This window comes from Pseudomonas sp. JZ134 (assembly GCF_051027695.1).
Lineage (GTDB): Bacteria > Pseudomonadota > Gammaproteobacteria > Pseudomonadales > Pseudomonadaceae > Chryseomonas > Chryseomonas luteola.
Genome location: NZ_CP069251.1, coordinates 177589 through 193663 on the forward strand (window position 1 = coordinate 177589; position 16075 = coordinate 193663).

10 protein-coding genes and 1 pseudogene are annotated in these 16075 nt (G+C 49.3%); 2 read left to right on the forward strand and 9 right to left on the reverse strand.

The window, feature by feature from the left end:
* Positions 1-21: 21 nt before the first annotated feature.
* The 7 genes and pseudogenes from JQR86_RS20280 to JQR86_RS20310 all read right to left on the reverse strand — a co-directional run bounded on the left by JQR86_RS20280 (position 22) and on the right by JQR86_RS20310 (position 9545).
* Positions 22-588: a tyrosine-protein phosphatase gene (locus JQR86_RS20280; RefSeq protein WP_434155314.1), complete on the reverse strand. Its 567-nt coding sequence runs from the start codon at positions 586-588 to the stop codon at positions 22-24.
* A gap of 99 nt (positions 589-687) precedes the next feature.
* A complete protein-coding gene (locus tag JQR86_RS20285) occupies positions 688-1125 on the reverse strand; it encodes a hypothetical protein (protein ID WP_312271702.1) in 438 nt (145 codons plus the stop codon).
* A gap of 12 nt (positions 1126-1137) precedes the next feature.
* A pseudogene (locus tag JQR86_RS20290) lies at positions 1138-1854 on the reverse strand (RHS repeat domain-containing protein); the annotation flags it as partial.
* 354 nt (positions 1855-2208) lie between these two features.
* A complete protein-coding gene (locus tag JQR86_RS20295) occupies positions 2209-2805 on the reverse strand; it encodes a hypothetical protein (RefSeq protein ID WP_434136419.1) in 597 nt (198 codons plus the stop codon).
* A 16-nt stretch (positions 2806-2821) separates the two neighbouring features.
* Positions 2822-7075, reverse strand: coding sequence for an RHS repeat-associated core domain-containing protein (locus JQR86_RS20300; protein WP_434136418.1), 4254 nt, complete (start codon positions 7073-7075; stop codon positions 2822-2824).
* Between the two features lie 62 nt (positions 7076-7137).
* On the reverse strand, positions 7138-7578 hold the full coding sequence (locus tag JQR86_RS20305) for a DcrB-related protein (protein ID WP_434155315.1): 441 nt from the start codon (positions 7576-7578) through the stop codon (positions 7138-7140).
* 20 nt (positions 7579-7598) lie between these two features.
* Positions 7599-9545, reverse strand: coding sequence for a type VI secretion system tip protein VgrG (locus JQR86_RS20310; RefSeq protein WP_407363703.1), 1947 nt, complete (start codon positions 9543-9545; stop codon positions 7599-7601).
* 398 nt (positions 9546-9943) lie between these two features.
* Between JQR86_RS20310 and JQR86_RS20315 the strand changes: the two genes are divergently transcribed.
* On the forward strand, positions 9944-11032 hold the full coding sequence (locus JQR86_RS20315) for an NAD(P)-dependent alcohol dehydrogenase (protein WP_434155318.1): 1089 nt from the start codon (positions 9944-9946) through the stop codon (positions 11030-11032).
* 107 nt (positions 11033-11139) lie between these two features.
* Here JQR86_RS20315 and mapR read toward each other — a convergent pair whose 3' ends face one another.
* A complete protein-coding gene (mapR, locus tag JQR86_RS20320) occupies positions 11140-12549 on the reverse strand; it encodes a GntR family transcriptional regulator MpaR (RefSeq protein WP_434155319.1) in 1410 nt (469 codons plus the stop codon).
* A 121-nt stretch (positions 12550-12670) separates the two neighbouring features.
* Complete coding sequence (locus JQR86_RS20325) at positions 12671-12793, reverse strand: hypothetical protein (RefSeq protein ID WP_010799001.1); 123 nt, start codon at positions 12791-12793, stop codon at positions 12671-12673.
* A gap of 758 nt (positions 12794-13551) precedes the next feature.
* Between JQR86_RS20325 and JQR86_RS20330 the strand changes: the two genes are divergently transcribed.
* Positions 13552-15843 carry a cellulase family glycosylhydrolase gene (locus tag JQR86_RS20330; protein WP_434155321.1) on the forward strand — a complete coding sequence of 764 codons (2292 nt, stop codon included), beginning with the start codon at positions 13552-13554 and terminating at the stop codon, positions 15841-15843.
* Positions 15844-16075 lie beyond the last annotated feature (232 nt).

The following is a 16075-nucleotide window of genomic DNA, read 5'->3' on the forward strand; positions in this document are numbered from 1 at the left end:
ATAAGTGATTTTAAAAATAGCTTAGTTTGGGGGAGAAAAGGCTTTAAAAATATTTTCAAAATCTACTTGGTCAAAATAAACTTTAGGGTTTCCTATCATTTCTAATGAATGCTTAATCCAGTCTCTATTGATATGCCCATCGCTAAGCAAATATTCATCTATTATAATCTCATTAGGAATATCAAGAATTTTTAACAAAGAAGCTATTACCACTCCTGTCCTGTCCTTTCCAGAATTACAGTGTACTAATATTGGATAACAAGTTGTAGATAAGGAAAGAGTTGCTAGAACTCTATTTAGCCACCTTCTTACATTTCGATCGGCTGTGTTATATTTATCTAAATTCTTTGATATGGGGAAATGAAAATTTTTAACGCCAGGTATATTAGGATCTTTACTGTTTCTTAGATTAATTATTGTGGGAGGGTAAGTTAGCGATACTGCTGCAGCTTCTTCTGTAAATTCTATTTTGCCTCCTCGTAAAATTTTGTTTTCCAATATAATTTGCTTCGAAGCAATCAGGTTAACAAAAGCCCCGACATCCCTAAAGTTTAAAATTTCATTTAAATTATATGAGGTTTCTGTCATGTTGATTTATGTGTGCTCTACCTAGCTGTAATTGTCTATATTGAAATATCATAATGTTATGACTATGTAATATAGATCGTGATGAATGAATATAAGGTTTTAGTATATTTCATAGTTGTACTCTGGGGATATTATTTCATAATAGCTATCATTGCCGGTGACTAAAAAGTGCTTTAGATTTAGCCTTTTTAAAGGGTCATAGATCGCGTTGAGTTTGTGTAGTTTTTCTGACTTAGATATCATATAAAAGCCAGGGTCTGGATGTATTTTATGTGTTGCCCAATATTTTTCTATATCATCTGCGCCTAGGTCTTCTAGTATTGTAAATTCACCATATTTAAATTCATAAAAGTTTGATGAAATGCACTTCATTTCTGCTATTAGGCTAAAGTGTATTTTCGCTGATCTGAGCAAAACTTTGTTTTGCTCTATGACTTTTACCCCAAGGCTTATAGAAAGGCCATCTAGTTCACTTAGAGATAGCTCAACACCTGTTGTGGATATTTTAAACGAGACTTTTTCTGGAATTAATTCCATTGGGTAACTCTCCTATTTGCAGCTTCCAATCTTTCTGATTAAGCCAGACCCGTCTTTGTTTTTGGTTACCGATATTGTTTTCATCGGAGACCTATTTTTAATGTCTGAAACAAGGTGTTTTGGAACTTTATCGTATGGTATCAAAATCGCATGATCTGGGAACTTTCCGGCTTCAACTAGAGCCGCAAGACCACGGTTGTTTATAGTCACAGCCTTTCCACTGGCCGGATCTATTGTATAGGAGATGGTGAAAATATTCGGATTGATTTTTCCTGACCTAATATCTTGTGCAACATCTGAAATAGGGCGTCCTACAATTGAATGATGGGCTTGGGAGGCTATAGTACTAAAATTTGGTGAAATTCTATCTTGTCCGAAATAGACATCTTTAGGGAAAGAGGTAATTTCACCGAACTCAAATGGGTCGAAGCTACTTAAACCCAATGGATCTAGCCTTGTAATGGAGTTGATTGCATATTGATGTAGGTTAATTCCACCCAATAGTCCTATAGGATCTTGCGCCGTAAACCGTCCTACGACCGGATCGTAATAACGAAATGTATTGTAGTGCAGGCCCGTCTCTGCGTCGCAGTATTGCCCCTGAAACCGTAGGTTTTGCTCAATCTCTCTCGGAGCCAGCGCTTCCAACGCACCCCATGTCTTGTAATAGGCGCGCCATACCATACCGCCGGTATCGTCCGTGACCTCAAGCGGGGTGCCGATCTGGTTAGGCTCTTGACGGATCAGTATTTAACTGCGCAAGTGGGCGTAGATGCATAGGCTACGTCGGTCATGCGCCTGCGTTACCGACAGATGCAGAGCCTCCTCGATGAAGTGGGCATTGCGGATGAAGTGGTCTGCCTGAACAAATACTTGTAAGAAGACGTAACAGTGCATAGTGCTTTTTTAAAGAGCGGAAAATATTTAGCTAAACACTTGCTCATACATTAGTGAAAAAAGTAGATCACCGATAAATTAAAACACTGAATTCATGAAATTGTGTCCATATATAATTTAATTTTATTTCGGGTTCTTGTAAATATATTTGCTTGATAAATAATTTTACGATGCGTTGTATATAGTTTAACCATAAAAATAGTCGAAAAAATTTCTATAATTTTCCTTCCCTAGCAAAGGTTCTATTCTTTGCTGTAACTTTTCAATAAAGTCTTCATAAAGCCCATCATCATCTCCAACTTCAAATATTTCGAATTCACCATAGACAATATCAATAAGAATAGCTAAAGCATCAATAAAATCAGCTAGGTTGTTAGCTATACGTATAGCTGGAGATGCATCGATACTAGCATATACGGAGGTCCCATTAGACTCTGTCGCTGCTATTATTGGATTTCCACCTCCAACGTTTTCTGCAATTACTAAAAACTCCGCTGGCCAGCTTCTAATATATTTTAAGTTTCCTGCTTCGTTTTGCCATTTATAGCCAATTTGCTTACCTTTCAGATCGCTTGCGCTGAATATAATTATTGGAATGATTCCAGTTTCAATTTTTACCCCTATAGGCTCAAAGTTTTCATATAGAAATATTAACTCAGGTGAGAGAGGCAATTCTTTTGGCCAGTTTTTTTCAATTTCGTGATTTTTTTGAAAACCACCATTAAGCTGATATTTTTGATGTAACAAAACTAGATTATTTAGCGAGTTCTCTATTTTTTTCATGGTATACCTCTATATATTAGCTGCAATTTCCTAACTTAATAGCTGTTTTGGCTCGATCAATTAGGCGGCCCCTTCCAGGGTTTTGGTAGTTTCCGCGGTGACCTTGGAGGCTATTAAGATGTTCATCAATACCGCTTGGATGATTAGCATTTTGTAAGAATACAATATTGCGTGGGTCTCCTTTCCATTCGGCTCCGATTTTACCATTACCCTCGACACTATTAATGTGGTGACCCGTATATCCAATATCCGACATAATAGAAGCGAGTTTGTTATTATTTCTTGTGTTCAGAATTATTTCTCGCTCTGCTGCATTCCAGTTCCTTGACCCACCACCTTGTGCAACTAAATCTCTCTCCTCGCCCCATGCACGGCTAATGGCAGTACTCCTTGCTCCCGGCTTCGGTGTAACAGAGGATCTCGGCTTATAACGGATTAGATCTTCAGGGCTTAAGCCAGCAGGGTCAATCCAATTAACAGCATTCTGTGCATACCTGTATAAGTTATTCCCGCCTGCTAATCCAATTGGATCCTGCGTCGTAAACCGTCCTACGACCGGATCGTAATAACGAAATGTATTGTAGTGCAAACCCGTCTCAGCATCGTAGTACTGCCCTTGAAAGCGCAGGTTCTGCTCGATTTCTCTGGGTGCTAGAGCTTCCAGCGCACCCCATGTCTTGTAGTAAGCGCGCCATACCATACCGCCGGTATCGTCCGTGACCTCAAGCGGCGTACCGATCTGGTCGGTATGAAAGTAATAGCGCTTAGGCTCATCTGCTTGGTTTGGCTTTGTATCTACACGAGCGAGCGGGGCGTAGCTGCCTTGCTCGTAGATATACAGGCTGTACAGATCCGCTTTTTGCTCCTGCAGCATGCGTAGGCCTTGCCAGAGGAAGCGGGTGGTTTCGGTTTTGTCCTCTGTTAGAACATGCTTGGCGATACGGCGGCCAAGGCAGTCATATTCGTAGCTGGCTTGGCTGAGCGAGTCATGGCCGCGATAGGTTTCGGCTTTAACCAGGCGGTTTTCGCAGTCGTAGGTAAAACGCTGATAACCATTTGAACTGTGCCGCTCGCTCACATTACCCCAGGCGTCATAGGTGAGGCGTAGGTCTTTCCAGGCCTTGAGGCGGTTGTCTGGGGTCAAGGCCTGGGCGCCGATCAGGTTGCCGGCAGGGTCGTAGCCGAAGTCCTCATTACCGAGCTGGGGGTGGTGCGGTTCGCGGCTGCGCAGTTGACCAATGGCATCGTACTTGTAGTCTGTAATACCGCGGTGCTTATCGATCTGCCGCAGGAGTTCGCCGGCCTTGCTGTACTCATAGCGGCGATGGATCAGCGTAGCGGGATGTTCAGGATGGCCGAGCAGGCTGTTCTTTTGCGCGTTGAGTTGCGAGAGCTGTTCATGCGGCAACTCAATGGCCGCTTGCCAGCGCTTACGGCCAAAGCTGTCGTATCCAAAGCGGCTGGTCAGGCTGCCCTGGGTACGCAAGGTCTCGCGGTGCAGGGCGTCACGCTCGAAGTCGCTGATCAGCAAGCCGTCGAGGTTTAGTTGGTGCAGATGCCCGCTGCCGTAATACAGATGATTGAGCGTACGACCATCCGGCAGGCTGAGCTGAGTAAGATTACCTAGCGCATCGTAAGTGTAAGCCAGTGCGCCCAAGGCTGACTGCTCTTCTGCCAAGCGGCCAGCCTTGTCGTAGCTGAAGCTAAGAAAATCCGGCCGTATGCCCAGCGTTTTACCGTGTTCGCTGGGCTGCCGTTCGATGGCTACGACCCGATCCAGCTCGTCATAGATGTAATCCAGGCGAGCATCCTGGGTCATTTTGCTAAGTAAACGACCTATGGCGTCGCGCTCAAATTCGCTTGAGCGTGTCTGGCCCTGTCTCGTCTGGTCAGCGGTATGCTCATCCATGCGGATTAGTGCGCCGGATACGTTGTAGTGGAAACGGCGACGCAGACCGTCTATACGAACTTCTTCAATTAGGCGGTCAGCTGAGTCATAGGCGAAGCGATAGGCCGCCCCGTTCTCGTTTACTAGGGCAGCCAGACGCAGCGCCTGATCATAGTGGTAACGAACCCGCTGGCCTTTGGCGTCCTTGCGCTCTACCGGCAAGCCCCGAATGTTTCGGCTTAGGTAAGTTGTATGGCCGTCAGCATCCGCATGGCTGAGTAGATGGCCTAGTGCGTTATAGCTGTAGTGATCTGTCGTGGCATCTGGATGCTCCACCCGCAGGATTTCGCCATCGGGTTTACGGTGCAGGCGGGTGGTCTGCCCTAGGGCATTGGTGATGGCACACAGGTGCTGGTGTTCGTCATAAGTATAGTGGGTACGGTTGCCTGAACAGTCCTGGGACTGAAGCACCTGCCCCAGCTCGTTCCACCACATATGGGTCTGGTTGCCGAGAGGGTCGCGTATGGTATGGATTCGACCGTCGTCATCGCTTATATAGTGAGTTTGTTCGCCAAGCGTATCGGTTTCTTTTAGAAGTATGCCGTTACGGTCGTACTGCCATTCATGAGTGCTGCCATCTGCGTGCTCAAGGCGAACGAGTTGTTCGTTATGGCGATTGTACTCATAGCGGGTTATACGGCCGAGGGGATCGGTTTCAGCAACCAACCGGCTGAATTCGTCGTATTCAAACTGCATGCTGCTGCCGTTTGGCAGGGTGATGCTCGTTGTGTTGCCTGCATCGTCTATATCAAAGGCATACGATTCGCCACCGAAGTACTGACAGGCCACGACTCGTTTGGCTTCGTTATAGCGAACCTTGGCACTACGACCTAGACCATCTGATACATAAGTAACCTGTTGCTTCAGGTCATAGTTGAACTGGTAGTGCTCACCATCGTTTGTCCAGTGTTCGATGACGCGATAAGTGCTGTCTGGAAACTCTGCATAGCGGTAGTGGCAGTGCAGCCCTAGCGCACTTTCGTGCAGGCTCATACGCCCTTGATCATAGGCGAAGCGCCGAATGATATCGCCGTTCCGGTTGGTTACAGATACCAACTGGCCCAAGGTGTCATAGCCATAACGAACCAGGGTTTCGACGGGGCGTTTGTTTACGATACGCTCAATGCGTACTAGACGATCACGTGCCTCGTTATAGCTCAAGTGCAGGTGTAATTCACCTGAGGCATAGAGATCGGTCAGCAGGTTATCTCGGTAGAGCAGGGCGATGTAATGGCCTAATGCATCTTCAATACGCTGTAAGCGGGCCGGCTCAGCATTCCTATGAAGTTCACCGAAATATAGGTAAACATCGTCCAGCGTTTTTAATAAGTAGTGGCCGCCTTCCGTACAGACCAAGGTGATTTTTTCATCAGGGTAGTAGATGCTCTCGCCGGGCTTCAAAGCATCGAGCCTGACGTCTCGCCCCTGACTGTCTTTCAGTAGGACAGCATCACCTTCGAGTTGCAGTGTTTGTTCCCAAGGCAACACCCAACCGCGACCTAGTAGACCTATTTGCTCAATGTCGCTCGCATAGAAGCGCGACCATGTAATAGGTAAAAGGCCGGGTAAGGCGAAATCTGTTTCAGACTCATCGAGTAGAACCTTACGCCCATTAACAGCGTCTACGGGGTTACCAAATAAACCGCTTGCAGCATGAAAAAGAGAGTTGGCACCAGCGCTCAAGGCCATGTTAAGCGCATAGCCTCCAGCAAAGACAGCAGCAAACTTCATGAGGCAGGGCTTAAGTGCCCTTACGTTTTTAAGCGATGCAAAGCTTAGGCCTCCGCGACCCAGTCCAGCCAGGAACATCCCAACGCCAACGCCGATTCTGAGCGCTGTGGATACTTCCTCCTCGACTTCCAGGTAGGCGCGACTTTCTGCCCCGATAAACACGTTGTGTGAGCCACTTTCAATAGTGGCTCCACACGTCGTACGGTCCCCCTTGCGCGCAGCGCCCAAGCCATTGAGCAAGACTTTTTCAGAGCCCTCCGCTACAAGCGGCTCATCGCTATGCTTGTCGCAAATGACTTCACTTTGTTCGGCATACGCGGCATTGCGCCCATTGATGAATACATTGGGAGACCCACTAAGGATGCTGCCTGTTACTGTCTGGTCTTTCTGCTTTATCTCTTCGCCCCACTCGGGCAGAAGCGTACCTATTGTGCTCAAGGCCAAACCTAATACAATGCCGCCCAAGCCAAATGTGCATGCTGCAAAGGCGCCGCCTATTACAAAAGCGGTACCAATGGCTGCGCCTATCAGAAAGCCTGTCAACGCCTCGGTATGGACAATGCTGTCGTGCAGCCTGGCTGCTTCGTACATCAACTATTCCCTGTCTGTTTAGCAACGGAACGCTTGCCTGCGTTAATGCGTCAACGATGCGATTAGGAAGGATCCTCCGACGCCAACTCAAACGTCGAAAGGATCGAGCTCCAGGTATTATTGTGGTAGGTGTCAAACGGGGACTGGGTGGTAGCAGAAATCACAAGAATTCGCTCGTCTTTCATCAAAAAAGCTGCCTGCCGCTGATAGATAAGGCGACCATCGCTCTGATGATGTGAGTCGATTTGTATACCGTTCACGGATTGGGTCTCTGACAGTACGGCTTCTTGCCTATGCACAAGCTTGAACTTGCGTAGCCGTGCCGACAGCATTCCTATTTGCCGGTCAATGTATTCAGGTAGTGTCTCGCCTGGGTGTAAGGCATCTCGGGAGATGCTGAACGTGAAGGAGCTTGGTACCCCTCCCAAAGCAAATATATTGACTGTCCGGTCTGCGAAGCCATCGGGCAAAAGGAAGCGGCCTTCCTGAATCTGATATTTCATGTATTGAATCCTTTCTACTTTTAAGAGGGCTGGCCAGAGGTGTTGAACACGGCGTCAACATTGGCATCTATGGTTTTCTTGACGCCTTCGCCAAAAGGCTCGGTTGCTGATTTGCCGTCTGGCATGTTGATGTCGAGCTTTCCGCCTGTAGTGTTGATTTGCCCGTTGCCACTGGCAGTAATATTGAACTCAACGCAGGACAGGTTGACCTGACCGTCTGCACTAAGCTCAATGACGCTTTCGCCACAAACAAGGCGAATACCTTCACCTGCCTCAATGAGATACGTTGAGCTGACGCTATCCACCTTCGAGCCGCCTACCAGCAGCTGGTCATCCACCTTGACGATACGCATGCGGTTCTGACCAATGACTACCGTTTCGTCCTGACCAATGGTTTTGGTTCGGTCAACCCCTACGGAGTGGGTTTCACAATTGCCCACTTCAATGTCCATGTCGCGCTGACCATGTACGTAGATCTGCTCCGCACCGGCTTTATCTTCGATTCGCAGTTCATTGAAGCCATTGCCGCCAGGCGTGCTTCTGGTCTTGAAGACTGTCCGGCTCTTGTTGGCGGGCAGGTTGTACGGCACCAGATTTGCGGCGTGATGCAGGCAGCCTGTAATGAGCGGCTGGTCTGGGTCACCTTCTAGAAAGGTCACCAGTACTTCCATTCCGATTCGGGGAATTGTGACGGCCCCATAGCCTTCATGGGCCCAGTTGCTGGCAACACGCAGCCAGCAACTGCTGTGCTCGTTCATCTGGTCCAATCGATCCCAATGGAATTCCACGCGGACGCGACCGTATTGATCGCAGTAGATTTCTTCTCCAGCGGGGCCGGTGACAATTGCGGTCTGGCTACCCAGGATTTTTGACTTAGGGTGCTTCAGGGCTGGTCTGAAGATCGTGTCCCAGGGCACTGCCGTAAAGAAGTTGCGATAGCCCTGCTGAAAGCCATCCTTGTCATCTACATGCGAGGATATGGATTCTTCTAATACTTGGGGTTGTTTGCCTTCATGTATTAGTTCGGTGAGTAACCAAAGATCGTTCCATTCACTGCGCGGATGTTCGGTCAGAGGCATGAAGTGACCAGAGAAAAGCGTCGGCAGGTCACTTTTACCGCGGGCGATCTGGTAATCCGAGCGATGCCTTTCCAAGGCACGCTGGCTTAACTGCTTGCCGCGGGCACGGTCCATGAACGCGCCAGGGTAGTCATAATCTTCCAGCTCTGGCGCCGCCTCGCCAGTCTGGGAAGCCTCCATGGTGAGCTTGGGTTTTTCAAAGTTATAGTCCCGGCGGCTGACCTTGGATGTCCGTGTTTCAACCTGGACTGCAAACTTTCGTATGACCTGATGATCTGCAACCAGTCCGGTATCTTGCTGGAAAAGCGCAGGGCTCAGTTTTGGGAAGCAGGTCTGATCATCACCAAAGACCATAATGTGTTCGGCCTGGGTATGCTCAAAGTGATAATGAATACCTTCCTCTTCACAAAGCCGATTGATGAAGTGAAGATCGGTCTCATCGTACTGAACACAGTATTCACGTTCTGGGTAAGCCGAGCCCAATTGGAAACGAAAGGCATTGGATAGGATGCCATGCTCTTTCAGAACGGTAGCGATGATGTCAGGCACGTTAAGGTGCTGGAAGATACGCTGGTTATGCCGATGGCAAAGATAGTGGACACGCGGCACGAGCGTGACACGGTAGCGCGTCATACGCTTGCCGGACTCGCCTTGTTCGGCACTGTGAATCAAGCCATTGAAGCCTGTACCCGTCTGGTCCAGTGTCAGGAAGGCAGGCTGGTTGAGTAAGGATTCAAGATCGAAGTCGGGTCTTTCGCTGATCAATTCAATATCGAAACGGAAGGCGGTATTCAATGCTTCCCGCCCTGCAAATTCCAGCACCTGAAAATCATGAGAGACGCCGGGAATCTCAAGTATGAACTGGGTTTCGTTGGCTGGGGAGAACATCCTGGTTCCTCTGCTTCCTGCTCGGTATACAAGTCATGTCCAGGCGGGCGGCGTGTCGCTTTTCTGGAGATGCGTAAATTAATCCCATGCGCGGGATTGGCGGTTAGAGATATGGCCGCAGGCTAAACGAAAGCCAGTGGCAGAATCTTGCGCAGTAGCTAGAGGTGAGGTGGGTGTTATTCAAAAACACGAACCAGTTCTTACAGGTTTTTAGGCAGCCATAAGTCGCTTTGGCATTTGGTGGGTTAAGCGGCCTAAGTCAGTGAGGCTCTCTGTGAGAGGTCTGATGGTTATGCTTGTTAAGTTTATGCATAAATGCCATGTTGAATGAAGGTTCAGCGCCGCTTTTATGCTTTGAGTGAGCCGTCTCTGCTCATACATTTACCAGGAGCCCCACAATGAAAATAATGGCCGCGGTTACGCACTCCAAAGGACAGCCTTTTAGTCTTGAGGAGGTTACGCTATCAGGTCCTGCCACCAACGAAGTGCTGATTCGGACCGTTGCGACAGGGGTTTGCCACACCGACGCCGTCGCGCGTGATCTGGGGCTGTCGCCTTATCCTGTAGTTCTTGGCCATGAGGGCGCGGGCATTGTCGAGCAGGTAGGCCGCAATGTAAGCGATCTGGAGATAGGCGATCATGTGGTCCTGTCGTTTGCGCACTGCGGTAAATGCGAAAATTGCCTGACCGGGCATCCTACAGTGTGCAGGGTCTTTAACGATCTCAATTTTGGCGGCCGCATGGAGGACCATACCTGTCGGCTTCGCCAGGGAGATACCGAGCTCTCTTCCTTTTTTGGTCAATCATCCTTTGGCACCTACGTGGTTGCCAGTGCACATAATGTCGTCAAGGTCGATAAGGACGTGGACTTGGCGTTATTAGGGCCGCTGGGCTGTGGTATCCAGACGGGTAGTGGAACAGTCCTCAACCGCCTTCGCCCAGGGTTTGGCGATAGCCTTGCTGTATATGGCTGCGGTGCTGTGGGTTTGAGCGCGATCATGGCGGCAAAGATTGCAGGGTGTGCTCAGATTTTTGCAGTTGATGTGCATGAGAGCCGACTTCAGCTGGCCAAGGAGCTGGGCGCTACGCATGTGTTCAACGGTAGTCAGGTTGATGTGGTCAGGGAAATCAAGGCTGTCTCTTTGGGCGGTACGCACCATGCGGTTGAAACTACAGGGGTTCCGCCGGTTGTTCGCCAATGCCTGCAGGCGCTGCGGCCATTAGGGCAGGCGGCGATTGTAGGCGTAACCCCCGAGATGACCATTGATGTTCATAACGAGATCATGGCGGAAGGAAAGACCATGATGGGTGTGATTGAAGGTGATGCCGTGCCACGCCTCTTTATTCCCAAGCTGATCGAGTACTACAAGGCGGGGCGCTTTCCGTTCGACAAGCTTGTCAGGTTTTATGATTTCAAGGACATCAATCAGGCATTTGAAGATTCCAAGCAGGGAATCACCGTTAAAGCCGTCCTGAAATGGAATTAATGCCCGACCAGTTACATTGCTAACGCCTGGCCTGATTGGCCTGTTGCAGTTGAACTTTCAGTTGCAGCAGGCAGAGGCTAAGAGTGGGATAAAGGACGCTGGGTTGTTCAGAACGTATCGATCATGCGGCCTAGCGTTTCCATTGCCTTCTCACTCTCAGCCGTCCAGGGATGGCCATAATTCAGCCTTGCACAGTTTCCAAACCGTTGGCTGGCCGAGAAGATAGGGCCGGGAGCAAGGCTGATACCCTGAGCGATGGCCATACGGAGCAACTGAAGCGTATCGACCCGTTCTGGAAATTCAAACCATAGGAAATAACCGCCGGTTGGGCGGGTTACGCGGGTTTCGCTCGGAAAGTGCCGTGCGGCTGAGTCCAGCATGGCGCTCTGCTGGGTTTCCAATGCATGGCGCAATTTTCGTAGGTGTCGGTCATAGCCACCATGTTGCAGATAGTCTGCAATGGCCGCTACAGCAGGAACCGAAGGAGAAATGGTCGTCATGAGCTTGAGGCGATCAATGGCCTCGGTGAAGCGTCCGCCAGCAACCCAGCCCACTCGATAACCCGGCGCCAGACATTTCGAAAACGAACCGCAATGCATGACCAGCCCATCATCATCAAAGCTTTTCACGGCTCGTAACGGTTGGTTGGAGAAATTCAACTCGGCATAGACATCGTCTTCAATCAATGGAACCTGATGCTGCTTCAAGAGTATGTACAGCGCCTGCTTCTTCTCGAAACTCATGCTGGCGCCCAAAGGATTTTGCAGGCTGCTCATGAGCCAGCAAACTTTGATAGGAAGATGAGAGAGGCTGTGCTCCAGCACATCAAGATCAACACCTTCCCGTGGATGAACGGGGATCTCGACGGCCTTCAATTTTAAACGCTCCAATACCTGAAGCGTCGCGTAGAAAGCAGGTGCCTCTATTGCAACCAGGTCGCCGGGGCTCGTTGTACTTTGCAGGCATAGGTTCAAGGCTTCCATCGCCCCGTTGGTAATAACCAACTCCTCAAGCGGGAGACAAGTACCGTTGACCCTATAACGAAGGGCTATTTGACGGCGCAACTCATTGCTGCCTGCCGTCATGTCTGCAATAGCGGCCTGGGTTGAAAGGTGTCTTAATGCGTGGGTCATGCTGCGGGCAAGGCGAGGAAGCGGAAACAATTGTGGACTGGGAAAGGCAGACCCAAATGGAGTGGTCGCAGGGTCCTTGATAGAGTTCAGGATGGAGAAGACCAGTTCGCTGACATCCACCTCAGTGGTTTCAGCCTTGTGACCAGTAATTTCAGGCTCATGCAGCGGGCGCTTGGCATGCTCACGTACGTAATAGCCTGAGCGGGCGCGGGCAATGATCAGCCCTTTATCTTCCAGCAGGTAATAGGCCTGGAATACGGTCGAAGGGCTGACCGCGTAGGTACGACTGGCATGACGTACCGATGGGACTTTTTCACCCGCCTTAAGTACACCGGTTCGAATCAGGTTCGCAATTTCGTCAGCAAGTCGCTCGTAACGTTTCATGCTTTTCGCTGCAGCGCTGGTAGTTGATGCCTATACCGTATTGGTGTCTATACGAGCGCTTACGACTTAAAACAGAAGATTGAAAGCGGTTGCGTCGAGACACTGATGGCCTTTCTATGCATTAGCGGTCGTTCTTCTGCACGTCCTTTCTATCTTTGTTTAGCTGTACGCCAGCGTAAAACCCCCATCCCAGTAGAACGAAGGCCAGAAAGCCAAACAGTGACATGAAGAATACGTCGCTCATGATTGAAACCTCTTGCGATAGCAGGGAAGGGTAAGCATTGAGACAGGCATCGTAGCGAATGGATGTGTTTGCTAGAGCAGCTCTCTACCGGCATTACCCATGTGGCTACAGTAGGGCTCTAGGCGTGCGCAAAACAGATTCAGATTCTTAATAAAAAATCGTATCAGATGTTGAGTCACCCTTTTTTGGCATTGTTGCACGCCGCTAGCTGAGTAGTCTCAATACGCGTTGACTCTGGTAGACCGCCTTCAGCTTGGGCTGATTTGTCTTAAAGGCACGACCCTTGTGACAAAAAATGTCACTGCTGGTCCCAAACCGTTACGCTTGGCCAACAACATTTTGTCAACTCTTTCATGCTTGGTAAGCGTGTAAATTTTATGAATTTTTTAAAACTGCTTTCTCTATCCCTAAATTTTGTGAACGTTGTCGAAAGTAATTTGTATTTTTTGGAAAAACCTAAAACAACTGTTTCACAAACAGCTGTTTAATACAGTGAAAACATTTTTATAAGCTATTGATTTTAAATAAATTTTATATGTATCGACGAAAAACAATAGTGTCATATTGATATTAATTTCACTGCTTTTTGAGTGGCACGCTTTTCTCAATCCCCCAGTAGTACAGCCACGCTCGGCCACCAAGCAAGGTAGTTAGTTCTGCCTGAAGACCAAAACGATAACAGTCTTGATACGAGCCTTTTAGGTTCGGCCGTTAAGTGCGCACTTCAGAAATGACACTTTAGGTTTATTGGGGAATTCATGAAAAGCTCAAGCAGGCGTTCCCGTAGTCTGGCTTTCAAAGTAATGAGGCAATGCGCGCTACCATTGGCGGCGTTACTGGTTTCGTCTTCGGCTGTGGCATCGGTCGACCTGGTGGGGCTGAACTTGTCTGGGGCTGGCTTCGCATCACACGTGCTGCCCGGCATCAACGGAACCAATTATATATTTCCGACAGAATCGTACTTCAAGCAGTGGAGTGAGAAGGGCATAAAACTGGTGCGCTTCCCAATTATCTGGGAGCGGCTGCAGCCTACGCTTGGCGGTGCGCTGGACGCTAAGTATGTGCAATTGATCGATAGCACGTTCAGCTATGCAGAAAAGCATAACGTAAAGATCATTCTGGACCTTCATAACTATGCTCGATATCGCGGCCAGATCATTGGAACAAGCGGTGTGCCTTATGCGCGATATCAAGAGATCATGACAAAGATCGCGCAGCGTTGGAGCAGCCAGAAGTCGCTTTATGCCTACGACATCATGAATGAGCCTAATGGTGCGCTGAACTATTGGAACACGGCAGCTCAATACGGCATCAATGGTGTACGTGCGGTTGATACCGTTCGCCCCATTATTGTCGAAGGCAACGGGTGGGCCGAGGCTACGCGCTGGGAGCAGTGGAATAATACGTTGCTCGATCTCAAGGATCCTTCAAATAACCTTATCTTTTCTGCGCACACCTACTTTGATAACAATGCGGGCGGCAATTACGAGTCCGTTGACGTCAGCAAGCTTGACCCCATGTATGGCGTTGAGCGAGTCAAGCCCTTTATCGAATGGCTAAAGAAGCACGGCAAGAAAGGCTACATCGGTGAGTTTGGCATCCCGGACAATGACTCTCGCTGGAATACCATCATGGATAACATGCTGGCATATCTGGCGCAGAATTGTATTCCGGCCACCTATTGGGCGGCAGGTCCGGGCTGGGGTAACTATTTTATGTCTGTGGAGCCTATAAATGGTGTTGAGCGTCCTCAATGGCCAACTCTCAAAAAGTACGTCAATAACACCAGATGTACTGCGTTTGGACCTATAAACGGTACTGACGCAACAGCACCAAGCCAACCCGCTAAACCGGCTCAGCCGGCAGTACCTACGCAGCCTGCTACTCCATCAAAGCCTGCCACTCCTGCGCCGAGTAAGCCTGTTACGACAACACCTGCTACACCGAGTCAACCCGTGACTGCACCTGCTACACCTGCCATGCCAGCAAAACCAGCGACTCCTGCACCTGCACCTGCACCTGCACAGCCTGCTACGCCTAGCCAACCGGCGAAACCTGTCGTGCAACCGGTAACGCCTATCACACGCAGCGGGATAGATCTGGTCGGCTTGAATTTGTCAGGCGCAGCGTTTGCTCCACACGTCGTACCCGGCAAAAACGGTGTTGACTACCTGTATCCCACAGAGGCGGATTTCAAGCAGTGGAATCAGAAAGGGATCCGTCTGATCCGCTTTCCTATTTTATGGGAGCGCATACAGCCTAAGCTCAGCACAATGCTTGATCCCAACCAGGTTGGCTTGATCCAGACCACTATGAACCTAGCCCAGAAATACAACATCAAGGTTATCCTGGATGTGCATAACAATGGGCGCTACAACGGCAATATCATTGGGGCGGGGCAGGTTACCTACACCCATTTCTGGGACCTGATGTACCGAATTGCTTACCGCTGGGCCAGCCATCCTGCCCTGTATGGGTATGACATCATGGCCAAGCCGCATGACATGGATAATTACTGGCTCAAGGCTGCCCAGTCCGGAATCGATGGCGTACGAACAGTGGATCATACTCACCCGGTGATTGTGGAAGGTAATGCCTGGTCCAACGCATCGCTATGGCCCTATTACAATGACAGTCTGCTCAGCCTCAAGGACTCGGCCAATAACATTATCTTTGCAGCGCACGTCTATCTGGACAAGGATGGGAGTGGTACTTATAGCCCGGAAGATACTAGCCAGCTCAATGCAATGTTGGGTGTGAATCGTGCAAAGCCATTCGTGGATTGGTTAAAGAAGAATGGCAAAAAGGGTTACATCGCCGAGTTTGGCGTGCCGGATGATGATGCTCGCTGGTTGCCGCTGATGGATAACCTGCTCTCGTACCTGCAGCAAAACTGCATTCCAGCCACTTATTGGGCGGCCGGCCCCGGTTGGGGCGGTTACAAGCTGTCGGTTGAGCCCGTAAATGGGCAGGATCGCCCCCAATGGACTACGCTGCAAAAGCATGTACAAAGTAGCAATAGCTGTACTGCCGTCGGGCCGCTGAAATAACGTGAGCTATACAAGAGCCGCCCTCGGGCGGCTTTTTGCACTATTTGACGGACATAACGAATAGCTGGTTTTATGTTTGACAGACGAAGCTTTAATCGGGCCTAATTCGTGCCCTTCGTTTGACCCCCTTTCCAACGTGGTGAAGCCAGTGCCCTGCATCAACCTTTACATCTGATCCGACAACGGTCCTGGTAAGCGGTTGGTCTGCGCGTAGCTGTCATCTATCGTTCCT

Bases quoted from the DNA above. Each gene is read 5' to 3' on its own strand.
- JQR86_RS20330 (WP_434155321.1), top strand. From the start codon at position 13,552: ATGAAAAGCTCAAGCAGGCGTTCCCGTAGTCTGGCTTTCAAAGTAATG.
- JQR86_RS20300 (WP_434136418.1), bottom strand. From the start codon at position 7,075: ATGTACGAAGCAGCCAGGCTGCACGACAGCATTGTCCATACCGAGGCG.
- JQR86_RS20315 (WP_434155318.1), top strand. From the start codon at position 9,944: ATGAAAATAATGGCCGCGGTTACGCACTCCAAAGGACAGCCTTTTAGT.
- JQR86_RS20280 (WP_434155314.1), bottom strand. From the start codon at position 588: ATGACAGAAACCTCATATAATTTAAATGAAATTTTAAACTTTAGGGAT.
- mapR (WP_434155319.1), bottom strand. From the start codon at position 12,549: ATGAAACGTTACGAGCGACTTGCTGACGAAATTGCGAACCTGATTCGA.
- JQR86_RS20305 (WP_434155315.1), bottom strand. From the start codon at position 7,578: ATGAAATATCAGATTCAGGAAGGCCGCTTCCTTTTGCCCGATGGCTTC.
- JQR86_RS20310 (WP_407363703.1), bottom strand. From the start codon at position 9,545: ATGTTCTCCCCAGCCAACGAAACCCAGTTCATACTTGAGATTCCCGGC.
- JQR86_RS20325 (WP_010799001.1), bottom strand. From the start codon at position 12,793: ATGAGCGACGTATTCTTCATGTCACTGTTTGGCTTTCTGGCCTTCGTT.
- JQR86_RS20295 (WP_434136419.1), bottom strand. From the start codon at position 2,805: ATGAAAAAAATAGAGAACTCGCTAAATAATCTAGTTTTGTTACATCAA.
- JQR86_RS20285 (WP_312271702.1), bottom strand. From the start codon at position 1,125: ATGGAATTAATTCCAGAAAAAGTCTCGTTTAAAATATCCACAACAGGT.